Genomic DNA, 24100 nt, shown 5'->3' with positions numbered 1-24100 from the left:
ACCCCACGGCCCGGTTGGTAGTCCGGGCGGCCGCGGACAGCGGCTCGTCGCCCTGCACTGACAGGGAACCGGTGCGGCCAGGTCGCTTTCGCGTACCTGGAGGACTGATGGGGTCACGGTTCACTGTGTTTCATGACGGCTCGTACTGGGTCGGGCTACTCGAGATCGAGGACGGCGACCAGCTGCGCGCCGCGCGGGTCATCTTCGGCGACGAGCCGACCGGCCCGGAACTCGCGGCGTTCGCGGCGGGAGGGGACTTCGGCCGCCTGGTTCAGCAGGTGCTCGCGGCGCCCCCGGTTCCGGTCGCGGCGGCGCCCGAGCCGGGCCGGCGCCACGCACGCCGAGCCGCCCGCGAAGCGGCTCGCGAAGCCGGCCGCCCACCGGTGTCCACCAAGGCTCAAGCGGCGCTTGCCGCCGCGTTCGAGCAGCGGAAGGCCGAACGCATGGCAACGGCGAAACAGCGCCGGGGGGCGCGTGCGGCGCACCGGCGAGCGGCGGCCGTCGCCAAAGCCAAGGCCCGCCACCGCGGTCGTTGACCGGGCGGGGGTCCGGACCCTTCGGCCGGACCCCCGGCGGCGACTTACTCGTACGGCAGCCGGACCCGGGACTGGTCGCCCAGCCCGAGGGTGGTGGTCTGACTGCCGATGGCGCTCCAGACCTCGACGGTCACGGTGCCGTGGCGCAGGTCTCCCGCCGTGCCGGTCGCGCTGAGCAGGCCCGCGTCCTGGGTGTAGTGCTCGTACCCGGGCAGCGGATCGGTCGCGAAGTACCGGTAGGTCTCGGCGCGGTCCACGGTCCCGTCCCCGGTCAGGTCGTACGAGATCCGCGCCTGCACCCCGTTGCCGACGGCCGTGCCCGCGTCGAGGAACAGGTCGAAGGCGGGCGAGCCACCGCGGTAGGTCAGGTCGACACCGGTGGCCCGGTAGACCAGGGCGCCGGACGGGGTGCCGTCGTGGTTGCCCACCGCCGCAGCCACGGTGGCGGTGCCGCGCTCACCGGCGACTCCGGACAGCACCCCGGAGGTCCCGGACAGCCCACCGGAGACCAGGTACAGCGTCGGCGACGCGGGCGGCGTCGGCGTGGGATCGGTGGGTGTGGGATCGGTGGGTGTGGGATCGGTGGGCGTGGGTGACCCGGTGCCGGTCGGGGTCGGCGACGGGTCGCTCGAACTCGGCGTCGGGTCCGGCCCGGTGGACGGCTGGGCGGAGCCGTTGCCGCCGCTCCACGAGTGCGCTCCGGCGGCGACCGTCCGCCCCGCCGGGACGCTCAGGGTCTTGCCGTCCGAGAACGTCACCATGATCGCGTTGCTGCCGGTGTTCGTGGCGACGTACGTGCGGTCGCCGCCGGTCGTGAACACCGCCGCCAGTGGGTGGTCCGCGTGCACGGGGGCGTCCACGGTGCCCAGCGCAGCGAGGTTCCGGATCCAGTGGAACGTGTGCCCGCGGCTCTCGCCCTCCTCGACGCGGTACCCGGGATTGGCGCGCAGGTTCGCGAGCGCCGTCGCGCCGTCGCCGAGTGCCTGGTACGACCAGAGCACGTCCTGCCACACCGACGGCTCACCGCCGTTGTTGCGCACCATCTCGGCGTATGCGGACCGCACGTACCCCGGGGTGGTGCCCAGGTAGAGGTGGCCCGCGGTGATCGGCAGCCGGTTGATGCCGTGGATCATCTCGGGCTCCGCGCTGAACCACGTGGAGTACGCGCCCCCGTCGCCCCACACCATGCCGACCCCGCCGTGGCCGAACGCGGCCGGGAAGTTGTCACCGTCCACATCGAACCAGTACTCGTCGACCGCGGCGGCCTGGGTGGTGTAGAGGAAGACTCCCGCGTCGCGGATCGCGGTGTTCCCGGTCGCCTGCCCCCACAGGATCAGCGAGGCCGCGAAGTTCATTCCCTCCGAGGACGACTCCTGGTCGTTGCCCGCGCCGAACGACCCGTGCCCGGACGCCCAGTCGTGGCCCTCGTAGATGTCGAAGTCGCGCAGGAACGGGAAGCGGGTGTCGGTGCGGTCGTAGTTGTTCGCGTCGCGGATCAGCATGTCGACCATGTCCGCGTACGGGGCGGTGTGCGCCCAGGCCGGGTCGAAGCGGGCCAGGGTCGCCGCCGCGGTCACGTAGTAGCCGTAGTGGAAGCTGTGGTCGTTGAGTTCGGAGTCCGACCCGTACGAGGCCGGGTAGCCGATCAGCGTGCCCCAGTCGGCGTTGTAGGCGAAGACGTGCTGGGTCTTTCCGGCCGGGGCGGTGAACCAGTCGGTCAGCGTCGTCTTGATGGCCGCGAGCGCGCTGTCGCGTGACGCGGTGTCGTTGACCAGGTCGGCGATCTCGGCGATCCGGGCCGCCCGGCCCAGGCCCTTGCCGGTCCAGTACGTGTCCTCGCCCTGCCGGGCCTGCGGGTTGGCGCGGTCGGCCGCCAGGTATCCGGTCAGCGTGGCGAGGTCCGCGCCCGCGCTGTCACCGATCGCGGGCAGTTCCGGCAGCACGCCCTGGAACGTCATCGTGGTGCGGAACGCGCTCGTCCCGGCCAGGAGCTTCATCGTGCCCCGGGCGGTGCGGTAGGTCGGGCTGAGCGGGGTGGCGCCGGTGAGGTGCTTCCACTGGTGCGGGTACAGCCCGACGACCGTGCCGGTGGTGTTGCCTTCCCGGGCCTTGGTGGTGAACGAGTACGTGGTGGTGACCGCGCCGGTGGCCGGTGCGTACTGGTAGTCGACGCGGGTGCCGGTGACGTGGTTGTGGGCGTACTGGCCGAACTGCCGCGCCAGCGCGGTGCGCGCCGCCGTGTCGGTCGTGCGGGGCAGCAGGGCCACGGAGAAGTAGTCGTGCCCGGCCAGCCCCGAGGTGAGGGTGCCGCCGGAGACGGTCCAGGTGGCGCCGGTCGGGGCGTATGCGACGTAGTCGTGCCCGTTGGCGGTGAAGCCGACCGTGGCCCCGTCGTTCAGCCACACGACCGGGGTGCCGGTGGCGGTGACGACCGCGTTTCCGCCACTGGCCTGGAAGTACGCGAACGGCAGGCCCTTGCCGATGGTCGCGCGCAGCGTCCGGGTCCCGTCGCTCCAGTACGGGGTGACCGTCCAGTCGCTCCAGTCGTCCACGGCGACCACGGGCGCGGCGAGCCCGGCCACCCCGACGCGGATGTCCTGTGCGTACGGATAGTGGAACTCGCCGACCCCGGTGGCGGTGCCGGTGATCGACGGGGTGTCGTTCCCGGAGAAGCCGAGCCCGTCGCGGTACGTGTCGAAGGAGATCGGATGCGCGTGCAACGGCTCGCTGAACGCGCATTCCGTGCGCTTGTAGATGAGCGAGGACCACCAGTCGTTGGTCGGGATGGCCCCGGCCGGAGCGCGGGCGGTGAGGAACTGCCGGGGGTGGGTGGACAGGTCGCCGCAGCCGGAGGGCAGCGGCCCGATTCGGTCGGTGGTGTACCCGGCGGTGGGTGCAGCGTTGGCGGGGAGCGTGGCGGCGACGAGTCCGACGCCGGTGAGGACCAGCGCGGCGGTCGCCCCTGCCAGCCCGGCACGAATTCCCTGAGGTGTCATCGAATTCTCCAGGAAATACAAGGACCCCCGGCCGCCCTGGGGCGGCCGGCGGTCCGGATGTGATGAAGGGAGGTGCTGTTGTGGGCGAGGTCAGGCGACGGACCAGTGGCTCTGACCCGCTTGCAGGGAAGGGGAGGGGGAGGGAGGCGGCGGTGGGGGATGCCGTGAGAGCGCTCTCTCACGAAGCTAACTGATCGCCATAAGTGACGTCAATGTTTCGACAATGTTGCATCGTCCGCAGTGGATGATGAATGCGCCAGTGTCCGTCGAGCGTCCGTCCGCTCCGGAAACGGTTCCAGCAGCCGGAATGCCGGCCCCCGAAATGGTCGGAACCGGTTCCGACCGGAACCGGTTCCGAAACTGGCTGGTTGCCGAGTGCGCGACGGTCAATGCGCGGCAGGTGGTCCGTTCCGTCGGGCGTTCGGCAGGCTCGCCGCCCGGATGTACAGCCGCCGTGCGCCGTCCGGGCCGACGGAGCCGGGTGGCCTCGCGACGGCTTCCACGTCCCACCACGCCTCGCCGTCGTACTCGACCTCGCCGATGACCTCGGTGATCCGCACGACCAGCGGTCCACGGCCGTACCGGTAGTCCTTCTCGGTGATGTCGTAGGTGGCGCCGATCTCCGGCATCACCATGCCATCACTTCCTCGGGCGGCTTCTGGCTGTCGCCGGTCATCGGTGGCGCTCCGGAGTGTCACCCGTGGTCAGCGATCCGCAGCGCGGACACCATCGCTGCTTGACCTTGAAGCTGAGCAACCCGCCGAGGAAGCCGACCATCAGGGCCGTCGATGTCACCACGACCACCCGAGCACCTCCGTTGCCTCCGGGGAGAAACGCAAGTTGCAAGATCGAAAGTGGACTTCTAGCTTGGGTTCCACCTGGGTGCTCACGCTACAGCTGGACTTCCACTTTGGAAAGACGGCCGATGGGCCCGGGTGACCCGACGGTCACGGTGCGCTCCATACTTGTCAGCACGTTCCGAGCGGAGGTTTGATCGGTGACCAACCCGACCGTGCAGCGACGCAGGCTCGGCAACGCCCTCAAGCGGGCCCGCGAAGCGGCGGGCCGGACGCAGGACGAGGCCGCCGCGGTCATCGACGCCGCCGCCTCCAAGATCAGCCGCTTCGAACTGGGCCAGAGCGGTGTCCGGCTCACCGATCTCGCGCACCTGCTCGACTTCTACGGCGTGACCGGCGAGGAAGCCGAGTCCATGCGGGACCTCGCGAAGGCCGGTCGTCAGCGCGGCCGGTGGAGCACCTACCGGGACGCGCTCCCCGGCTGGTTCCGGCAATACGTCGACCTGGAGTCGGACGCCTCGGAAATCCGGTGGTACCAGTCCGAGGTGGTGCCCGGCATCCTCCAGACCGAGCCCTACATCCGGGCCATCCTGGACGCCGGGCCGGACGAGGAGATCGATCGTCAGGTCCAGGTCCGGCTGGAGCGGCAGAGCGCACTGGACGGCGCCGACGGTTCCGAGCTGTCCTTCATTCTCAGCGAGTCCGCGATCCGTCGAACGGTCGGCAGCGCGGCCACGATGCGCGCGCAGTTGGAGTTCCTGGCGGAAGTCAGCAGGCGGCCCGGGGTCACGATCCAGGTGCTGCCATTCAGCGCCCAGACTTACACCACGGCCTCGTATCCATTCATCATCCTGCGGTTCGAACACGACTCCACGTCGGACGTGATCTACCTCGAGGACTACACGGACGCCTCCTACCACGACCGTCCCGAGGTGGTCCGGTCCTACACTCGGCTGTGGGAGAACCTGAGCGCTGCCGCGCTCGGGCCGGTAGAGTCTCGGCACCTCATGGCCAAGGCGACCAGCCAGTTCAGAGAAGAGAGTGGGTCATGAATACCCCAGACCTGACCCTTGCGGTGTGGCGGAAGTCCAGCCGCTCCGACAGCAACGGTGGTGCGTGCGTGGAGGTTGCCGACCTGCCGGACGGCGGAAGGGCCGTGCGCGACTCCAAGGACCGCGGCGGGCCGGTGCTGTTCTTCACGGCGATCGAGTGGCGCTCGTTCGTCGAGGGCGTCAAGGATGGCGAGTTCGACAAGTAGGCGGCATCTCCGTTTCGAAGCAAGAAGTCGATCACCTCAGGCCGGCGCGGGACGGAAGTTCTCAGGTCGGTGTCCGGGCTGCCGACCTCACGAGCCGTGAGGAACCCGCGCCCGTCCTCCCGCCGGTTCGGCTGGGTGGCTCTGCTTGCTGCGACCGGGATCGTCTCGGGCGCAGCGTTCGCCACCCGGCACAGACGGCTCAAGCGGGTCGACCCGTCCAGCACCACGACGGAGCTGCCCCGCCCACAGCACGGCGACGGACCAGCGGCCGCGGAGCCGCCCCGCCCACAGCGCGGCGACGGACCGGCAGCCGCGGAGCCGCCCCGCCCACAGCGCGGCGACGAAACGGCAGCCGCGGAACCGGGCCGTCGCGGCCTGTCGGTGCCGCCCGGCTTCATGATCACCGCCGAGGCGTTCCGCGCCGCACCGGCCAGGCCGGGCGTGTCCCGGCCGCTGGTCCGGCTGGCCGTCGCCGCCGCGATGATCGTGGTACTGGCGGTGGTCGCCGCAGTGGCGACGCGGCCGCCGGATGCGGACCGAACCGCACTGCCGGACAAGCGGTGGCAGTCGGACTCGCCGACCGACCGGCTCGTCGATCCGTCGTCCTCCACCGCGGCGCCGGTCAGCACCGCAGCACCGGAGCCGCCCGCCGCGGTGTGGGGGGACAGCCTGGCCTCCGGCGGAGTGGCCTGCGCGTCCGCTACGGCGCCTCCCGTCCTCAACACGGTGCGCCCGGTCCTCACCGCCCAGACGACGGCGTCCACGCCGGCCGACCTGGAGCTCTGGCAGGAGAACCCCGACAGAATCGTCTCCTACGACGGCGGCGACCTGACGACCGAGGGCAGCTATGTGACGCTGTACCTCCGTGGGGCCTGGCGGCTGCGGCCGGGTGTGTCGTATCGCTGGCGGGTTCGCGGTAGGGCGACGGACGACTGGTCCCCCTGGTGCGAGTTCACGATCTCCGCGACCCCCCTCGACTCCCTCAACCTCGACGAGGAGCGTCTCCTCGCGGCCAGCCTGCCGCCGTCGAAGTGGCGGGACATCGCCGGAGCGCTCGGACCGGGCTGGCCGCACGGCGACATGCCGTATTTCTGGTTGATCCAGGAGGCCGGCGCGCGAGTGTCGGCGGGCGAGGTTCCGGTGTCGCTGCGGGGCTGGGACTGGGAGACGGTGATCGGGGCGATGGCGGAGTGGGCTTCGGCGCGTAACGATCCCGAACTCTGGCGGCTCGTCGACGTGCTCTCCACGAAGGTGGGCGGCCCGCCCCACCCGACAGTGGGCTTCCCGCGCGCCTGACGCACACGGCACAACGGCCGCCCGGTGGGGCTGTCCGCCTACCCGGTCAGGAGGCGGAAGGCGCCGGAGCGGCCGACGGGGCGGCAGGTGCGGGTGCGCCCGGCGCGTTCGGGACCGCGGGTGCGCCCGGCGCGTTCGGGACGGGCTGGCGGTCGAAGCGCGGACGCTGCTGGCGGCCGTCCTGCTCGCCCCAACCCGGGCCGTCCGGGCCTTCCCAACCCGGGCCGTCCCAACCGGGCCGGACGTGCCGGGGCCCGTCCCAGCGGTCGTACCGGTCGACGCGCATGTGGTCGCCGTGGTGGTCGACGACCAGGGCGCCGACCGCCGTCACGCCCGCCCCGAGCACGCAGCCGACCAGCAGGAGGCCTCCCGCGAGCAGCAGCGGCACGCGGGTCCGGGTGATCCGCCGCCAGCCACCCTCGCGCGGGGGCGGCGCGCCGACCGCTGCCGCGTACGGCGGGGCGGGCGTGGCCTGGGGCGGGGCGGGTGGGGCTTCCGGCGGGAAGGGCGCGCTCTCGGCCGCGGTGGGTTCGTCCGCCGCGGCGGCAGGCCGGCTCTGCGGTGGCGGGGGTGTCGAACCCGCCGGGGTGGTGTCGTCGCTCATGATGCCTCCTGGTCGCTCGCCTGCGTGGTGCCGCCGGTCCTGGTGCGCAGGGGCGGTGATGGTCATCCTGCGCGGGCAGGATAAGCGCGGCGAGGGGCTGTCGCTAAGAACTCCTTAATAACCTCCCGACGCGGCCGGTCGCCGTCAGTCTTTGATCGAGTCCCGGCCGCGCTGCACGATCTGCGGGTCCGCGGCATAGACCACCGAGGGGTCCCTTCCCTCGTAGTCGAACTGATCGAGGAAGAACCGCATCGCGTTGATCCGGGCCCGCTTCTTGTCGTTGCTCTTGATGGAGGTCCACCGAGCGTGATCGGTGTCCGTGTGCTCGATCATCGCCTCCTTGGCGGTGGTGTACGCGTCCCAGCGGTCCAGGGACTCGATGTCCATGGGCGAGAGCTTCCATCGGCGTACCGGGTCGATCTGCCGGATCGCGAATCGGGTGCGTTGTTCGGAGTGGGTGACCGAGAACCACAGCTTGGTCAGCGAGAAGCCGCTCTCCACCAGCATCTGCTCGAACCGCGGGGCCTGGCGCAGGAAGATCTCGTACTCCCGGTCGGTGCAGAAGCCCATCACCCGCTCGACCCCGGCCCGGTTGTACCAGGACCGGTCGAACAGCACGATCTCCCCGGCGGTCGGCAACTGGGTGACGTACCGGTGGAAGTACCACTGGCCGAGTTCGGTCTCGGTGGGTTTGGTCAGGGCGACGACCCGGGCGGCGCGCGGGTTGAGGTGTTCCAGGAACCGCTTGATGGTGCCCCCTTTGCCGGCGGCGTCGCGGCCCTCGAACAGGATGACGTGCTTGGTGGCGGTGTCCTGCGCCCAGTTCTGGAACTTCAGCAGCTCGATCTGGAGCTGGTATTTCTCCGTCTCGTAGACGTCGCGGTCGAGCCGCTCGTCGTAGGGGTAGTCCTCGCGCCAGGTCTCCACCGGGTTGCCGCCCGGGTCGATCAGGTCCGGATCGGAGAGGTGCTCGTCGTGCCGCACGCTGTAGCCGTCGCGCAGCAGCTGCTCCAGATACTCGCGGAAGTTCTCGACCATCACCCCTTGAGTATCGATCCCCGCCGACGGCTGCGGGTGTCGACAGGATGAATGGACGAATCACGCCTCCGGCAGGCGCGGCAGCCGGATGACGACCGTGGTGCCGTGCGGCTCGTGCGCCAGGGTGGTGACCGTGCCGCCGTGCTGGGTGGCGGTCTGGGCGACGATGGCCAGCCCCAGCCCGGAGCCGGGCATGGCGCGGGCGGCCGTCGCCCGGTAGAAACGGTCGAAGACGTGCGGCCGGTCCGCCTCGTCGATGCCCGGCCCGTTGTCCGTGATGGTCAGCTCGCAGGAGTCCGGGCCGTCGGCACGCAGGACGGTGTGCACCGCGGCACCTGGCGGGCTCCACTTGGCGGCGTTGTCCAGCACGTTGAGCACCATGCGTTCCAGCTCACCCGCCCGGCCCTGCACCGTGACCGGCACCAGCTCCGTGGTGAACTCCAGGCCGGGCGCGCGGGTGCGGACCCGCCCGATCGCGGCGGCGACCACGTCGGTCAGCCCCACCGGCTCGGTGGCCTCCCGGGTGGTCTCCTCCCGGGACAGCTCGACCAGTTCGGTGGTCAGCGTGGCCAGCTCGCGGACCTGGGCGTCGAGGTCCGAGAGCAGCTTGGCGCGTTCCTCGGGCGGCAGGCGGTGCGCCAGATCCGGCTGGCGTTCGACCGCCAGCAGCAGTTCGATGTTGGTCCGGATGCTGGTCAGCGGCGTACGCAGTTCGTGGCCCGCGTCCTCGACCAGGGTGCGCTGCGCCCGCCGGGCCGTGTCGATGGCGGCCAGCATGGTGTTGACCGAACGGCCCAGGCGGGCGATCTCGTCGACGCCGCTCACCGCGATGGGCCTGGTCAGGTCCATGGTGACCGCGACGTCCTCGACGGCCTCGGTGAGCCGCTGCACCGGGAGCAGCCCGGTCCGGGCGACGGCCCGCCCCGCCACGGCGGCCCCGGCGATGACCGCGACGCAACCCACGGCCAGGAGCAGGCCGAAGGCTACCCGGGTGCGTTCCTCCGGGCCGTGGTCGATCGCCACCTGCACCGCGCCGCCCCCGGCGGCGGGCACGGTCAGCATCACGTACGTGTCGTCGCCGACGATGACCTGCTCCTGCACCGCCCGGTGGCCGCCCGCCGCGACCCGTCGCGCCCCGGGGGTCACCGGCAGCGGCCCGGTGGACGTGCCGACCACCGTGGCGTCCGTGCCGAGGATCTGCCAGCGTGGCCCGAGATCGCGCATCCGGTGCGGCTGCCCGGCCCGGGGTCCCGGGGGTTCGGGCGGTCGGGGTCCGGCCGGCCACGGGCCGAACTGTCCGGGGGCGCCGCGCCACTGGTCCGGGCGGGCGGCGATGGCCTGGGCGTCCGCGCTCAGGTCGGCCCGCAGCCGTTGCTCCTGGATCTCGGTGACCGCCGCCCACGCCAGCCCCGCGAGGGTCAGGACGGCGACCGCGACCGCGCCGGTGACCAGCAGCGACAGCCGGGCGTGCAGCGTGCGCCGGTGCCACCATCCGGCCAGCGGGGCCAGCGGTTGCCGCCGGCGGCGGGCCGTCACAGCGGCTCCTCGCGCAGCACGAACCCCACCCCGCGCACGGTGTGCAGCAGCCGGGCCTCACCGTCGGCCTCCAGCTTGCGGCGCAGGTAGCCGAGGTAGACGTGGATGCTGTTGGAGGCTTCACCGAAGTCGTAGCCCCAGACGTGCTCGAACAGCACGGTCCGGGTCAGCACCTGGCGGGGATGGTGCAGGAAGACCTCCAGGATGGAGAACTCCGTGCGGGTCAGCCGCAGCGGGCGCGCGCCGCGGCACACCTCCCGGGTCTGCGGGTTCAGCCGCAGATCGGCGAAGGTCAGCCAGCCGTCGCGGGCTGGTGCGGAGCCCGCGGGCGTGGCGGCATCCGGCTCAGCAGGCGGGCCCGCTGCGGCCAGCACCGAGCGGCGCAGCAGCGCCCGCAGCCGGGCCAGCAGTTCCTGTAGGGCGAACGGTTTGACGAGGTAGTCGTCCGCGCCCGCGTCGAGTCCGGCCACCCGGTCCCCGACGCTGTCGCGCGCGGTGAGCATGAGGATCGGCAGCAGCACCCCGGAGCCCCGCAGCTGGTGGCAAGCCTGTAGCCCGTCGAGCTTCGGCATGCTGACGTCGAGGATCATGGCGTCGGGTTCACCGGCGTGGACAGCGTCGAGCGCCTCCTGGCCGTCGCGGGCGGTGTCAACCTGGTAGCCCTCGAAGCGCAGCGTACGGGCCAGCGAGTCGCGCACCGCCGCGTCGTCGTCCACCACCAGGATCCGCATCGCCCCTCCGCGCCACCAGGATCGCCCGGGCGGCTAAGACGCCAGCTGGGACTTCGCTAAGCATTCGATAAGAGCCCTCGTGCGAACAGTACGGTCCGCACCTCGAGGGTGCCAATAGTGATGAAACGGATGTAAGCCGTAGATCAGATACATCCGTCTTGTCCAATCCATGACTGATTTGTGTCGCATCGGCGAATGAGGCGCCGCCGTCCGCCACCTACCTTCGATGAGTCGGTCGGGCAAGTCGCCCGCCGGATCCGGAAAACACGAGGGGAATCGCGTGAAGATCAAGGTCAAGAAGGTTGAGCGCATCGAAGCCACCCGTCCGCACGTGGACCCGGACCCGCCGCAGGGTGCCGCGTAAGCGTTGAAGTCTTGGCCGGCCCGGCGATCGCCGGGCCGGCCCCTTCATGCCTGACCTTCCCCCGGTGACGTTTCCCGATCAGACGCGAACAGGAGAACGGCGATGCCGGTCCGGCCCCGACTCAAGCCCATTTCGGTCGTGCGGCGGCCCGCTGAGGTGATCCTCGTGGGGCGCGCGCTGGAGGCGACCTACCTCGACGACGCCGACGGCAGCGTCACCGCGCTGCTGCAGGTGCTGTCCCGCGGCGAACACACCGTCGCCGAGCTGCCCGAGGCCATGCGCGGCCACGGCTTCGAGGTCACCGAGGCGGAGATGGCCGACGCGGTCGACGCCCTGGACGAGGTCGGAGTGCTGCTACAGGCGGACGCCACCACGGCACTCGACCCGGCCAGCCGCCGCCGCCACGAGAGCAACCTGCACTTCTACGACCTGTTCGCCGGGCTGGACCGGACCGCGGTCGACTACCACCGCGACATGGCCGCCGCCGACGTGCTGCTGCTGGGCGCGGGCGGCATGGGCAGCGGCGTGCTGCAGTCCCTGGTCGGCCTCGGCGTGGGCCGGATCCGCCTGGTCGACTTCGACGTCGTCGAGGAGAAAAACCTGGCCCGCCAGTTCGCGTACGGGCGGGACGACGTCGGGCGCACCAAAGTGGAGGCCGCCGCGGATTGGGTGGCTCGGTACTCGCCGGGCACCACGGTCGTCGAGGCGGTCGACGAGCGGATCACCGGCGTGGCGGACCTGTGCCGCCTCGGGGCCGGGGCGTCGCTTGTCATCTGCGCCATCGACTCCCCGAACGACGTGCACCTGCTGGTCAACGAGGCATGCTTCCGGCTCGGCGTGCCGTACGTGGCCGCCGGCCTGCAGTACTCGACGATGTTCTACTGGTCCGTCGAGCCCGGGGTCAGCGCGTGCCGGCTGTGCCTGGAACTCGACCGCGAGGACGAGGGCGCGACCATGCCGGAGCTGCTCGACCGGTCCGTCGTGCTGCCCGCCGGGCGGGTCAACCGCGCCACCGGGCCGATCGCGCAGCTGCTGGCCGGTTTCGTCTCCCTGGAGGCCGGGCGCTATCTGACCCGTACCGATCCGCCGGTCGCAGCCGGGGTCTACCACACGGTCGAACTGGCCGACGGGATGCGCACCACCCGGGCCGAGTGGGCGCGCAACCCGCGCTGTCCGTTGTGCACCGGCGCGGAGGGGGCCCGATGACCGTCGACACCACCGAGGCGCCGGCCGGCGAGGCGCCGACCAGCGAGGCGCCGACCAGCGAGGCGGCGGCCGAGCCGCGGCCGTTGCCCACTGCGGCCCAGATCGCGACGCTCACCCTGGTCCGCGACGGTGACGGCTTCGTCGTGGGCAGCCCGCACACCGCCGAGTACGTCGAGGTGCCCGAGCTGGGCGCGGAGATCGTCCGGTGGTTGCAGGACGGCGTGGACCTGGCCGAGTGTGAGCGCCGCGCGGCCGACCTCGCGGGTGAGCCGGTCGACGTCGTGGACTTCCTGAACGTCCTGGCCGAGGAGGGCCTGTTCGCCGGGGAGCAGGACCACGACCGGCTCGCCGGTCCGGTGGCGCGGCGGGCCGGAACGCTGATGTTCGGGCGGGCCGCCTGGATCGCGTACGCGGTGCTCGCCGTCGCGGGCCCGGTGCTGCTGATCGCGGTGCCGGAGTTGCGACCGTCCTATCGCGACGGCTTCCCGTTCCAGACCCAGCTGCTCAACATCCTGGCGATCAGCGTGCTCGGCATGGCCGCCGTGGCCGCGCACGAGGGGGCGCACGTGCTGGCCACCGCCGCGTACGGGATGCGCAGCAGGCTGTCGGTGAGCCGGCGGCTGTACTTCCTCACGTTCCAGGCCGACCTGACCCGGCTGTGGAGCATGCCCCGGCGGGCCCGCTACGGCCCGCTGGCGGCCGGGATGGTCTGGGACGCCGTCATCATGACGGTCGCGCTGCTGCTGCAGGCCACCCTCGCGGACCAGCTCGGCCCGGTCGTCGTACGGCTGCTGCGGGCCCTGGTGCTGCTGCAGTTCACCGCGCTGATCGCCCAGATCATGGTGTTCATGCGTACCGATGTGTATGCCCTGCTGGTCAACGCGACCGGCGCGAAGACCCTGTGGGCCACCAAGGGTGCGCTGCTGCGCCGCTACCTGCGCCGCGCCACCGCGGCCGACGTCCGGCAGCTCGCCGACGCCGACCCGGGCGAGGTCCGGTGGGCCCGCCGCTACCTGTGGCTGTACGTGCCCGGCATCGCGGTGGCGCTGGGCTACCTCGTGTGGTTCATGCTGCCGAGCCTGCCCCACCTGATCGAGCTGTGCGTGGCCCCGATCCGGGCGGACGGACTCACCACGCTCGCCGCCTGGCAGGGGGCCGCCGCGCTCGCGATCGCGGTGGTGCCGACGCTGTGGGCCCTTGCGGGCGCGATCCGCAGCGGGGTCCGGGTCGTCGCCACGGCGGCCGCGCGCCGCCGACCCGGCCGGACGGTCCCGGAGGCAGCCGCTCCGGGCAGCTGAAGGGCGGGGCGGCGCGGGAGATGGGGGCTCCGCGCGGGGCGCCCGGGGAGCGGGAAACGCGTCGGCCAGGACGGCCAGCAGCAGGATCCGGTCGCGGGCCGCGCCCGAGGGGTTGCTAAAGAAGTCTTTCTAAAGCAAGCTCTAGGGTATGTCCGACGACGAGACCGAGCGCACGGTCAAGCTCACCGACCCGCGCACGCTGCGGGCCTATGCGCACCCGCTGCGGATGCGCCTGATCGGGCTGCTGCGCACCGAAGGCCCCATGACCGCGACCCAGGCCGCGGCCCAGCTCGACGACAACGTGCCGAACTGCTCGTTCCACCTGCGCCAGCTCGCCAAGTACGGGCTCGCCGAACGCGCTCCGGGCGCCGACGGCCGGGAGCGACCCTGGCGGGCCACCGCCCAGACCACCTCCTGGGACGACGACTCCGACGACCCGGCCATGCGGTCGGCGGCGGACGAACTCAACAGCGTGCTGCTGGGCGGCTTCATGCAGCGCGCGCAGGACTACCTCGCGGTCCGTGGTGACGAACCGGCCGAGTGGCGGGCCGCCGCCGGCTTCAGCGACGCGCTGCTGCACGTCACCGCCGCCGAGTTGCGCCAGCTGACCGAGGAGATCGAGGCGCTGCTGGCGCGCTACGACCAACGGCTCACCGACCCCGCGACACGACCGCCCGGCTCCCGCGCCGTCCAGCTCATCCAGCTGGCGGTGCCGCGTGGTCCGCATGACCGGGGCGCGGAGACAGCGCATGGCTGAGCCCGTCGCCCTGGCCGTTGCGGCTCGCGGGCCGCGGGTACCGGCGCTGCTGCGGCAGACCGCGTTCCGCCGCTACTGGTCCGCGCAGACCGTCTCGCTCTTCGGCGACCAGGTCACGATGCTCGCGCTGCCGCTGCTCGCCGCGCTGTCGATCGGCGCCGGACCCACCGAGATGGGCTACCTGACCGCCGCCGCACTGCTGCCGAACCTGTTCTTCTCGCTGCCCGCAGGCGCCTGGGCGGACCGGCACCCCCGCAAGCGGCACCTGATGATCGTCGCCGACCTGGGGCGGGCCGGGCTGCTGCTGGCCGTACCGTTGCTGTGGTGGGCGAACGCCCTGACGCTGCCGCTGCTCTACGCCGTCGCCTTCGCGACCGGCACCCTCGCGGTGGTGTTCGAGGTGGCGCACAGCAGCCTGTTCGCCGCCCTGGTCGCCCGTCCCGACTACGTGCGGGCCAACAGCCTGATCAACGGCAGCCGGGCACTGTCCTATGTGGCCGGACCGAGCCTCGGCGGCCTGCTCGTGCAGCTGATCTCCGCCCCGTTCGCCCTGGTCGCCGACGTCCTCAGCTACCTGGCCTCGGCCGCGTGGCTGTCCCGGACCCCGGTCACCGAGCAACCCGTGCAGCACGCCCGGGGCCTGGGGATGGCCGCCGGCATGCGGTTCGTGGCACGCTCCCCGCTCCTGCGGGCGATGCTGCTGGCCAGCACGACACTCAACCTGTTCAACTACATCTTCGCCGCGCTGTTCGTGCTGTACGCCACCACCGAGTTGCGACTCACCCCCGGCACCCTGGGTCTGATCATCGGGGCGGGCGCGGTCGGCGGGCTGCTCGGCGCCGCGGTCACCGGCCCGATCAGCCGCCGCATCGGCATCGGGCCCGCGCTGCTGCTCGGCCTCGTCGCGTTCCCGGCCCCGCTGATCCTCGTCCCGCTGGCCGGCGGGTCACCCCGGCAGGTGCTCACGCTGCTGTTCGCCGCCGAGTTCGTCTCCGCGCTCGGCGTCATGCTGCTCGACATCACCTCCGGCTCGGTGCAGACCGCGGCCACACCACCCTCGATGCTCGCCGTCGTCGCGGGGTTCAAACGCACCGTCAACTACGGCGTCCGGCCCCTCGGTGCCGTGATCGGCGGCACCCTGGGTGCCGCGCTGGGGCTCCGCCCCACGCTGTGGATCGCCAGCGTCGGCGCCCTGCTCGGGGTGGTCTGGGTGCTGTTCTCCCCGCTGCGCACCATGCAGCGGCTACCCGAGCCGGATCACCGCCACGGCGTCCTCGGAGAGGCTGCCGACGACCAGGGTGCCGTCGCGTTCGGCGACGGAGGTGACGAAGCCGTACCCGCAGTCCGTGCCGCGTAGGTCGTGCACCAGCTGCCCGGCCAGGTCGAACGCCATCACCCAGGCGATCGGGGTCGCCTCGGGACGGATCGCCTCGGGCAGGTTCCACAGCAGGGTCCGCAGGAATCCGGGCAGCGGCAGCAGGCGGTCGAGCAGCGGGTTGCGGGGCGCGGCGATGGCCACCCAGAGCAGGCCGTCGCTGCCCAGGCTCATGTTGTCCGGGAAGCCGGGCAGATTCTCCACCAGGGTGTCCGTGGTGCCCGCCTGCGGGCCGGTCAGCCAGTGCCGCCGAATCCGGTAGCCGGACGTCTCCGCGAACAACAGGTGCGAGCCGTCCGGCGCGACCACCACCCCGTTGGCGAACTTCAGCCCGGACTCCACCGTACGGACCACGCCGTCCGGTGTGCGGCACAGCAGCCGCCCGGTGTTGGAATGCTCCAGCATGTCGCCGAGGTAGTGCTCGACGTGCCACTCGCTGGTCGACGTGGTGAACCAGATCGAGCCGTCCGGCGCCTCGGCGACGTTGCTGGCGAACGTGATCCGCTGCCCGTCCACCGCGTCGGCCAGCGTCTCGACCCGCCCGTCCGCGAGCCGCAGCAGGCCCCGGTCGTAGTCGCAGACCAGCACGGACCCGTCCGGGCGCGGTTCGAGCCCGAGCGGGCGCCCGCCGGTGTTCCCCAGGACCGTACGGTCGCCCGTGGCCGGGTCGATGCGCTCGATGCTGCCGTCGGCCGTGCCGGTGACGATCCCGCCGGTCGCGTCGAACGCCACATCCTCGGGGCCGGGCGCGCCCGTGGCCAGCCGCTGCTCGACCACCAGCGGGGCGGTCCGGCCCGCGTCCTTGGCAGCCGCCGGGGGTGTCCAGCGGCGCGGGTGGATGAGTCGGCGCGGCTTCATCGAGGGTTCGGTCACGGTGTGCTCCTCAGGTCGGCCCGCGCGGAAGGTGAGCCCGGGCGACCAGTGGACCACATCCGACGTCCGGGGCCGAGTGCGCTGCCCGCAACCGTGATCAGCGCCGCCTACCCGCCGGCCGCCTACCCGCCGGCCGCCTCCCCGGCGGGCCACCACCAGCGGTGGGTGCGCGGGATGCCGTCCGGGACCTGCGGCGGATTCGCCGCCACCGCGTCGGCCAGCTCCTCGTCGGCCTCGCCGAGGTGGAAATCGTCCAGCGGCGGTTGCGGCCATGTCCCCAGGTCCAGCAGCACCTGGTAGCCGGAGCGGGCCAGCAGGGCGTCGGTCAGCCCGTCGTCGCCGCGCCGCATCGCCACGTCGACGTTGGCGGCGGCCCGGGCGATCAGCGGCCCCTGCGCCGCCGCTGCCTTCCGCAGCGTGTCGGCGGCCTCCCGCTCGGCGGCGTCCTCGGGGCGGCGCGGCCCGGCCAGCGAGTGCGATCCCAGCGCGGCCTCGGCCAGCCCGATCCGGGTCAGCGCGTTGATCGCGCTGGCCGCGTCGTCGTGCGCCGCCGCGAACTCCAGCTCCCGCAACGCGGCGTCGACCTGCTGCCCGACCGCGCTCACCGGATCGCCTCCGGCGGATCGATCGGTCACCGGATCGCCTTGCCGGTCAGGCTGGCGATCAGTGCGTACTGGTCGCGGGTGATGACCATCGCCGTCATCTCGACCCCCTCGGTGGTCCGTTTGAACACCATTCTGGTCGCTCCTTCGGAGGTCTCCGCGGAGGCCAGCGCCCCCTCCGCCACCGTGCGCCGGGCGCTGGCCAGGTACGCCGAGGCCTGCGCGTCGAAGGCGGCGTCCGGGGCGGCCCGCTCGGACAGCGGCAGCTCGGCCCGGTGCTTCACGGGGTGGTACGCCGCGTTCGCCTCGCTGCCGAAGCTGAGCCTCGTGGCGTTGCCTTTGACCAGGTCCGCACCGGCCGGGGCGCCCAGGTCGGCCCAGCCGATCCCGCCCAGTTCCCGCATCGACTGGGCCCGCGAGGTGAAGACCGTGTTCAGCAGCGTGACGTCGTCGGTCAGCTGCCGGGCGGCCACCACCTTCAGGTTCTGGTTGCGATACAGCGCCGGATCCAGGGTCAGCGCCACGTCGTCGACCCGGGTCTTGAAGAACTCCCACCGGTCCACGAAGTTGCCCGGGCTGGTGGCGCCGTTGGCCGCCCACTCGGCCGCCTTCTGCCGTACCTCGGCGGGCACCTTCTTGGACAGTCCGCCGCCGTCCGCGAGGGTCCGGATCCGGCCCAGCTCGTGTGGCTGGATCGTCTGCAGCAGCGGGTGGTCGGCGAGGCCGTACTGCCGCAGGATCTCCCGGGACGCGTCCGGCATCGGGATGGTGTTGGCGGGAAACGTGGGCTGGGCCCCGAGCGCCGGGGTGCCGACCCCCATCTCCACCTCGGACGGCCGGATGCCACGGTCCAGCAGGCCCTTCAGCTCGCCCGGCGGATGCTTGTCCAGCAGTCCCGCGATCTGCTCCGGCCCCTTGTCCATCCGCTTGACCAGGGCGGCCAGCTCGGCCGCGCTGTCGCACCTGGGCAGCAGGGCGGCGGCGGTCTCCGGGGACAGCCCGGACGTGCTCAACGTGAGCAGCCCACCCTGCTCGCCACCCGCCAGTCCGAGCAGCCGGTCGGCCATCCGGGGGTTCGTCCACTTCAGCAGCGCCTCGGCGATCCCGGCGTTGTCGGCGCTGCGTAGCAGCAGGGACAGACCTTCCGCGTCGTCGGTCATCCGCAGCAGCCGCTCGGCGGTGATCGCGTCCGGGACGTGGTCGAGCACCTTGCTCAGCTTGCCCGCGTCCCCGGCCAGCTCCATCAGCTCGGCGATCTTGCGCGGCTCGCCGAACATCAGCGCGTACTCCAGGTGCCACACGTCGCCGGTCTTGGCCAGCATCCGCTCCAGCAGCATCGAGTCGCCCGTGGCGGCCAGCAGCTCCTCCAGCTTCACCAGGTCCTTGACCTGGGCCATCATCTTCTCGGCCGCGACCGGGTTGACCTTCGCGAGCGCGGCGAGGCGTTCCAGCTCCATCGGGATCTTGCCCGCGCCGCGGCCCGCCAGCTTCATCGCGGCCCACACCGCGCCCAGCCCGCCGACCAGCACGATGTTGATGCCGAGCCCGATCCACGCGGTGTGCAGGGCCGCCCGCGCCTGCTCGATGGTGACCCCGCCGATCGCGCCGGTCGGGTCCAGTTCGGCCAGGTCCACCAGGGCGTACGCGTCGGAGACGCCCTTCACGCCCTGCGCGATGCCCGCGGCCACGTCGATCGCGGTCAGCACCACCCCGGCGGCGCCCGGCACCACCAGCGACGCCAGGGTGAGCAGGCCCAGCCCGATGAAGAGGAGGAACTCGTCGTCGAGCTGCTTGACGTGCTCCTCCCACTGCCAGCGGGCGATCGCGTACCCCAGGAACGGGTTCTGCGGCACGATCGCCCACCGGTCCAGGGCCTGGCCCATGGTGACCCAGTCGTCGTACCCGGCGATGCCGAGCCGGGCGCGGGCCTCGTCGTACACCGCCTTGGAGTAGTCGACCGGCTTGTAGTCGCCGCTGAGGATGCGCTTGCGGACCTTCTCGAAGCCCGCGACGGCCTCCTTCATGTCGTCCTTCTTGGCCTCCGCCTCCTCGTCGCTCTCCAGCTTCGCGGCCTCGCCCTTCATGAAGTCGCGGGCCTGGATCAGCGCGGGCAGCTCGGCCGGGGTGAGCACCTGGGTGCCCATGGTGGCCGACTCGACGTCCCCGGACTGGAGCCGGGTGATCAGGTCGTCCAGGAAGTGGCCGCAGATCTTGAACTTCGCCACCGCCTCCGCCCGGTACTTCGGCCAGTTGGCGATGTGCTCCTTCATCTCGTCGCGGTTGCGGGTGATCTGCTCCAGGGCGACCACCTTGAGCATCGGGATCCACTTGGTCTGGATGAACTCGTCCGCGGCCCGGGCCTCGTTGCGGATGACCGCGGCGATCGCCTCGAAGCTCGTATCCAACCGCAGGGCGATATGCGTACGGCTGGCCGTCTGCTGCGCCTCGATCGCGGACTTCAGCCCGCCCAGGCCCTGGAACACCGCCAGCAGCCCGGCGACCCCGCGCGCGTCCTCGCCGCCCGCCGACCAGGTCGCGGCGATCGCCTGGTACCAGCCGAGCAGGCCGTGTTCGAGCAGCTCCCCGGGCTTGAGGTGCTGCGTCAGCGCGGTGGTCGCGGCCGCCACCGCGGCGATCTTCTGGCTGTATCCGTACGGATCCTGGGCGATCGCGAACTCCTCCACGCTCAGCTCGTCGGCGCCGACGGAAGAGAACCGGTCGGCCAGCGAGCCGTGGAACGCCTGTAGCGCCCGCCCGGCCAGCACGAGCGTCTTCAGCGCGGAGTACGCGGCGCGCTGGCCCACATCGGACCAGAAGGCACCGCGGAAGCCGGGCTGGGTGACCGCCCACCGCATGAAGTCCTTGCCCAGATGCTCGATCAGGTCGTGCCGCAGCGCGTTGATGTCCGCGGTGCGGATGAACTGCTCCGGGCTGCCGGAGCCGCTGGCCCACCGGTCGAGCAGGTATTTCTCCATCGTGCGCGGTGCGGCCACGTCGATGTAGCGGTTCACCAGCTCCCGCCGCAGCTGGTCCAGCTCGTCGGTCGGCTCGAACGCGGCCAGGTCGAAGCCGTCCGGGATCAGCCGCGCGTCGCGGATCGTCGGCAGCCACTGGGCCAGGAACGCCTCGCTGTGGGTCCGCGTCATCTCGGTGGTCTGCAGCTCCGACGGGGCCGGGTCGGTGGCCGCGTACCTGGCGAAGATGATCGGGCCGAGCAGGTCCGGGTGCGGGCTCAACCCGGGCGCGGGCGGCGGACCGGTCCGGGCCTCCGCGTCCAGCACGGCCAGCGCGAGCGCGAAGCGGTCGTTGCGGGCGGCATCGATCACCGTACGGTCCGGGCCGGGGGAGTGCCCGCGCAGCACGGCGACCTCCTGCGCCCAGTCGATGTCGCCCGGCCAGAGCGTGCCGGAGGCCGCCAGGCTCTGCTCGAGGGGCCAGCGCAGCCGGGTCGCCCGGACCGCGGCGGCGCGCGCCGCGATCCGTCCGCTGAACAGCGGCAGCGCCCGGGTGGCGGGCCAGCCCGCCAGGTCGCGGCGCAGGTCGTCGGCGACCGGCGGGCTCTGCAGGTAGGTCTGGCTCTCGTGCACCGGCCCCGCGTCGTCGCGCAGCGCCGCACCGATCTGCGCCTCGATCGCGGGGACGCGGGCCGGGTCGGCGCGCAGGTTCGCGACCAGGCCGGGGTCCAGCTCGGCGATCGGGAAGTCCCAGCTCACCGAGTCCCCACCGAACATCACGGTGAGCAGCAGGTCGCGTTCGCTGAGGTCGCCGCCGCCCGGGGCGCGCCGCAGCACCAGCCGCCCGGCACCGGCGGCGTCCGTGCCGGGCAGGTGCGCCACCCCACCCGCCAGCACCGTACGGGCGGCCTGCTCGGCCTCCCGTTCGGCCGGGTCGCCCGGGTCGGTCACCGTCGCGTAGGCGTGGGTTCCCGTGCCGTCCTGCAGCGTGTGGGCCAGCTCGTGGGCGAGCACGTGGGCACCCGTGGACGAGTGCGGGTCGTACCCGTCCGCGCCGAAGAACACGTCGCGCCCGGTGGTGAACGCGCGGGCGTGCAGCGCGTCCGCCAGCGCGGTGGATTCGGCGTCGTCGTGGATCCGCACGTCGCCGAGGTCGGCGCCGTATCCGTTCTCGAACTCCGACCGGACGCCGTCGGCCAGCGGCCGGCCGCCGCCGCGGTGCGCCGCGATCCGGGCTGCCACGGCGGTCCCGTCCGGCGTGTCCGGTCCCTGCTTCATCAGGCGGGCCACGGCCCGGTTGCCGCCCGCGCGCAGCGCCCGCAGCGCGTCAGCGGGCGCCGAGGGGTGCGGCGCGACCTGCGGATCCTTGGATGCGGGTGCCGCGTCCGCCTGGTGATCGCGGTCGAACATCCCGCCCCCTGCCGCGCTCGGGCCGACCGACAGCCGGTTGCATCGTGGCCCCGGTGCGGGAGGGTCGCCAGGGCCAGCGGGGCAGCGATCCGGGCAACCGTGGTCGCCGCGACCCGGACGGGGGACGGTCAGGGCAGGGCGCGCACCTCGTGCCGGTCGTCCGCGGGGACCTGGTGCGGCAGGCTGGACACGCCGGCCGCGGTCGGCTCGGCGGGCTCGGTGGTGGGGTCCTGGTCGTACAGGCATCCGCCGGACCTGCCGACGCCGCGCAGCCCGTTGACGTCCCCCGCTCCCCACACCGCCTTCTTCCGGCTCATGGTCGGGGACATGATCTCCTGCTTGTCGGCCACCGTCGGGTGGTCGAGGCCGACAGCGTGACCGATCTCGTGCATGAGCAGCTGGCCGCGGGTGCCCTGCCACCCGGTCCGGTCACCGAGGCCGAACCCGGCGGGCAGGTGCATCGAGGCGTTCAGCACGACGAACCCACCGGTGATCCGGCTGGCGGCGCGGCCGGTGCGGGTGTACGCAGCCGTCCACCACGAGCCGCCCATGCCGGCCAGGCCACCGGCGTCGACGGGAATCTGGGTGCTCTGCTTGCCCGGGGTCGCCCACGCGATGACCAGCTGCGTGTCAGCCGGGTAGTCGTCCGAGTAGCCGGGCATGGCGAACGGCACGGCATCGGTGGTGCCCCGGTACGCGAACCGCAGCCCGGTGGCCTGGTGCACGCGCTGCAGGGCGGCCTTGACGTCCTTCAGGGCTCCCTTGCCCGACCGGGCGAGGTTGACCCGGTAGCTGACGGGCCGGCACGGGTTCCAGCGGGCGATCAGATCCGTCGGCTTCGAGCGGCTGAGGAACTTGTACGCCCGCGGGTTGCCCCGCGGCTTCACCGCCCGGTCGGGGCCGGTCGCGGCCGGGTTGCCCGTCAGGCCGGTGACATGCTGGGTCGGCGCCGCGGCGTTGGCGGCGGCGGCGCCCGGCACGGCGGCGAGGGCCAGCGGCAGCGCCACGAGTGCGAGCCGGCGGCGCCACCGGGAAGGGGCGCGGCCCGCGGTCGTGGGTCGGAGGGCCGGGTCCTGTCGTGCCATGGAGAATCCATCGCCGCATGGGTGATGGTCATGAGGTTGGTGCCGGGTGCGGTTCGGGTGCGGGGCATCGGCGGTGCGGGCCGGATCCAGGGCGGCTGGCGGACCCGGGCCGGCCCGGGAGCCACCGGCGGCGTGAGAGTGTGGGCCGATGGAGATCTGGATCAACCCGGAGTGCTCGAAGTGCCAGTCGGCGCTCTCGATCCTCGACGCCGAACAGGCGCAATACACCGTCCGGTACTACCTCGAGGACCCGCCGGGCGTGGCGGAGCTGACCGCGGTCCTGGCCCGGCTGGAGCTGGCGCCCTGGCATGTCGTCCGGCTGGGTGAGCCGAAGGCGGCGGAGCTGGGCCTGGCGGACTGGCCGCGCGACGCCGAGACCCGGTCGCGGTGGATCGAGGCGCTGGCCGCGCATCCGATCCTGATCCAGCGGCCGATCATCACGGCCGACGACGGTACGGCCGTCGTCGCCCGCACCCCCGAGGCGGTCCGCTCGACGCTCGAGCCGCAGGACTGACCGGGCGGGACCCGCCTAGGCTGTCGGACGTGACGATCGACGGTACGGCCGGTGAGGTCCCGTTCACGCTGCTGCCGCCCGCGTCGGGGGCCGGTCCGGCGCCGGTGGTGGTGGCCTGGCACCTGATGGACGCGCCCTGCACCGACGCGGCGTTCGCGGCAGCCCTCCCGCTGGCCGGTGTGGACGCCTGGCGGCTCTATCTGGGCATGCCCTGGACCGGCCGGCGCGCCTACCCGCAGGGGTACGAACTGTCCCGGCGCGACCCGATGATGGGCTACGCCGACCCGGTCGTGCGGCAGGCCGCCGAGGAGTTTCCCGGGGCGTGGGCCGAGCTCGCGTCGCGGTTCCCGTTCGCGGATCGCCCGGTCGGCATCGTCGGTGGCTCGCTCGGTGGTGCGGTGGCGCTCTCGGTCGCGGCGTCCGGCACGGTGCCGGTGGCCGCGGTCGCGGTGGTCAACGCCGCGATCCGCGCCACGTCGGTGGTGTCGCTCATCGAGTCGATGACGGGTGAACCGTACGGATGGGACGACGTGTCCCGGGCTGCCGCGGCCCGGCTCGACTTCGTGGCCCGAGCGGCCGAACTACCGTCCGCGACGCTGGTCGTCAGCGGCGCGGACGACTACCCGTCGTTCCGGGCCGACGCCGCCGACCTGGCGGCGGCCCTGCCGCAGGGCCGTCTGGTCACGGTGCCGGGCCTGGCCCATCCGCTGGCGGAACGCCCGGGCGAGCAGCCGGCCCCGCAGCTGCCGGTCGCCAAGGAGGTCGACGCCGCGATGACCGACTGGTTCGCCACCCACCTGCGGCGTGGCTGACCGGGTGCCGGAACCTGGGGCAAACGGCGCGTCCGCCGCGGGGTACAGACCCCGCGGC

At 72.5% G+C, this 24100-nt stretch carries 21 protein-coding genes; 10 read left to right on the top strand and 11 right to left on the bottom strand.

All coding sequences use genetic code 11. From position 1 onward, the window contains the following. Positions 1-107: 107 nt before the first annotated feature. Complete coding sequence (locus tag ACMCNO_RS27035) at positions 108-536, top strand: DUF2992 family protein (RefSeq protein ID WP_412752261.1); 429 nt, start codon at positions 108-110, stop codon at positions 534-536. Between the two features lie 44 nt (positions 537-580). Here ACMCNO_RS27035 and ACMCNO_RS27030 read toward each other — a convergent pair whose 3' ends face one another. The 3 genes from ACMCNO_RS27030 to ACMCNO_RS27020 all read right to left on the bottom strand — a co-directional run bounded on the left by ACMCNO_RS27030 (position 581) and on the right by ACMCNO_RS27020 (position 4327). Continuing rightward, entirely contained in the window at positions 581-3532 is a 2952-nt protein-coding gene (locus tag ACMCNO_RS27030) for a glycosyl hydrolase (protein WP_412752260.1), read from the bottom strand. 386 nt (positions 3533-3918) lie between these two features. Beyond that, entirely contained in the window at positions 3919-4167 is a 249-nt protein-coding gene (locus ACMCNO_RS27025) for a hypothetical protein (RefSeq protein WP_412752259.1), read from the bottom strand. A 37-nt stretch (positions 4168-4204) separates the two neighbouring features. Beyond that, a complete protein-coding gene (locus tag ACMCNO_RS27020; RefSeq protein ID WP_412752258.1) occupies positions 4205-4327 on the bottom strand; it encodes a hypothetical protein in 123 nt (40 codons plus the stop codon). 202 nt (positions 4328-4529) lie between these two features. On the opposite strand from ACMCNO_RS27020, the gene ACMCNO_RS27015 reads away from it, so the two are divergent. The 3 genes from ACMCNO_RS27015 (at position 4530) to ACMCNO_RS27005 (ending at position 6883) form a co-directional block, all read left to right on the top strand. Next, positions 4530-5381 carry a helix-turn-helix domain-containing protein gene (locus tag ACMCNO_RS27015; protein ID WP_412752257.1) on the top strand — a complete coding sequence of 284 codons (852 nt, stop codon included), beginning with the start codon at positions 4530-4532 and terminating at the stop codon, positions 5379-5381. Further along, on the top strand, positions 5378-5587 hold the full coding sequence (locus ACMCNO_RS27010) for a DUF397 domain-containing protein (protein ID WP_412752256.1): 210 nt from the start codon (positions 5378-5380) through the stop codon (positions 5585-5587). The genes ACMCNO_RS27015 and ACMCNO_RS27010 overlap by 4 nt, the downstream gene beginning before the upstream one ends. A 135-nt stretch (positions 5588-5722) precedes the next feature. Then, positions 5723-6883: a hypothetical protein gene (locus tag ACMCNO_RS27005; protein WP_412752255.1), complete on the top strand. Its 1161-nt coding sequence runs from the start codon at positions 5723-5725 to the stop codon at positions 6881-6883. Positions 6884-6929: 46 nt separating this feature from the next. On the opposite strand, the gene ACMCNO_RS27000 is transcribed toward ACMCNO_RS27005, so the two are convergent. The 4 genes from ACMCNO_RS27000 to ACMCNO_RS26985 form a co-directional block, all read right to left on the bottom strand. Beyond that, positions 6930-7487: a hypothetical protein gene (locus tag ACMCNO_RS27000; RefSeq protein WP_412752254.1), complete on the bottom strand. Its 558-nt coding sequence runs from the start codon at positions 7485-7487 to the stop codon at positions 6930-6932. Between the two features lie 144 nt (positions 7488-7631). Then, positions 7632-8525 (bottom strand): polyphosphate kinase 2, encoded by an 894-nt coding sequence (gene ppk2 / locus ACMCNO_RS26995; RefSeq protein WP_412753817.1) that lies wholly within the window; start codon positions 8523-8525, stop codon positions 7632-7634. A 60-nt stretch (positions 8526-8585) separates the two neighbouring features. Continuing rightward, positions 8586-10061, bottom strand: coding sequence for an ATP-binding protein (locus ACMCNO_RS26990; protein ID WP_412752253.1), 1476 nt, complete (start codon positions 10059-10061; stop codon positions 8586-8588). Next, complete coding sequence (locus ACMCNO_RS26985; protein WP_412752252.1) at positions 10058-10792, bottom strand: response regulator transcription factor; 735 nt, start codon at positions 10790-10792, stop codon at positions 10058-10060. Before ACMCNO_RS26985 ends, ACMCNO_RS26990 begins: the two co-directional genes overlap by 4 nt. Positions 10793-11258: 466 nt before the next feature. Between ACMCNO_RS26985 and ACMCNO_RS26980 the strand changes: the two genes are divergently transcribed. The 4 genes from ACMCNO_RS26980 (at position 11259) to ACMCNO_RS26965 (ending at position 15774) form a co-directional block, all read left to right on the top strand. Next, a complete protein-coding gene (locus ACMCNO_RS26980; protein WP_412752251.1) occupies positions 11259-12362 on the top strand; it encodes a HesA/MoeB/ThiF family protein in 1104 nt (367 codons plus the stop codon). Beyond that, the gene (locus tag ACMCNO_RS26975) at positions 12359-13660 is read left to right on the top strand and encodes a hypothetical protein (RefSeq protein WP_412752250.1); all 1302 of its coding nucleotides are present in this window, start codon (positions 12359-12361) and stop codon (positions 13658-13660) included. Before ACMCNO_RS26980 ends, ACMCNO_RS26975 begins: the two co-directional genes overlap by 4 nt. 148 nt (positions 13661-13808) lie before the next feature. Beyond that, a complete protein-coding gene (locus tag ACMCNO_RS26970) occupies positions 13809-14417 on the top strand; it encodes a winged helix-turn-helix domain-containing protein (protein WP_412752249.1) in 609 nt (202 codons plus the stop codon). Continuing rightward, on the top strand, positions 14410-15774 hold the full coding sequence (locus tag ACMCNO_RS26965) for an MFS transporter (RefSeq protein WP_412752248.1): 1365 nt from the start codon (positions 14410-14412) through the stop codon (positions 15772-15774). The genes ACMCNO_RS26970 and ACMCNO_RS26965 overlap by 8 nt, the downstream gene beginning before the upstream one ends. Here ACMCNO_RS26965 and ACMCNO_RS26960 read toward each other — a convergent pair. From ACMCNO_RS26960 to ACMCNO_RS26945, 4 genes are all read right to left on the bottom strand, one after another. Further along, a complete protein-coding gene (locus ACMCNO_RS26960; RefSeq protein WP_412752247.1) occupies positions 15661-16665 on the bottom strand; it encodes an SMP-30/gluconolactonase/LRE family protein in 1005 nt (334 codons plus the stop codon). The two genes, ACMCNO_RS26965 and ACMCNO_RS26960, sit on opposite strands and share 114 nt — an antisense overlap. A gap of 122 nt (positions 16666-16787) precedes the next feature. Then, complete coding sequence (locus ACMCNO_RS26955) at positions 16788-17300, bottom strand: hypothetical protein (RefSeq protein ID WP_412752246.1); 513 nt, start codon at positions 17298-17300, stop codon at positions 16788-16790. Continuing rightward, positions 17297-21631 (bottom strand): DUF4157 domain-containing protein, encoded by a 4335-nt coding sequence (locus ACMCNO_RS26950; protein WP_412752245.1) that lies wholly within the window; start codon positions 21629-21631, stop codon positions 17297-17299. The genes ACMCNO_RS26955 and ACMCNO_RS26950 overlap by 4 nt, the downstream gene beginning before the upstream one ends. 128 nt (positions 21632-21759) lie before the next feature. Next, positions 21760-22716, bottom strand: a complete 957-nt coding sequence (locus ACMCNO_RS26945; RefSeq protein ID WP_412752244.1) for a matrixin family metalloprotease — start codon at positions 22714-22716, stop codon at positions 21760-21762. Positions 22717-22864: 148 nt separating this feature from the next. Here ACMCNO_RS26945 and ACMCNO_RS26940 point away from each other — a divergent pair, with 148 nt between their 5' ends. Both ACMCNO_RS26940 and ACMCNO_RS26935 read left to right on the top strand, forming a co-directional pair. Beyond that, a complete protein-coding gene (locus tag ACMCNO_RS26940) occupies positions 22865-23230 on the top strand; it encodes an ArsC/Spx/MgsR family protein (protein WP_412752243.1) in 366 nt (121 codons plus the stop codon). 29 nt (positions 23231-23259) lie between these two features. Next, on the top strand, positions 23260-24042 hold the full coding sequence (locus ACMCNO_RS26935; protein WP_412752242.1) for an alpha/beta hydrolase family protein: 783 nt from the start codon (positions 23260-23262) through the stop codon (positions 24040-24042). Positions 24043-24100: the final 58 nt, after the last annotated feature.

It is taken from the genome of Krasilnikovia sp. M28-CT-15 (assembly GCF_047159595.1).
In the GTDB taxonomy this organism is placed as follows: Bacteria; Actinomycetota; Actinomycetes; order Mycobacteriales; family Micromonosporaceae; genus Actinoplanes.
Note: the sequence above shows the minus strand (reverse complement) of the source record. Positions and strands in the feature narration are given on the sequence as shown.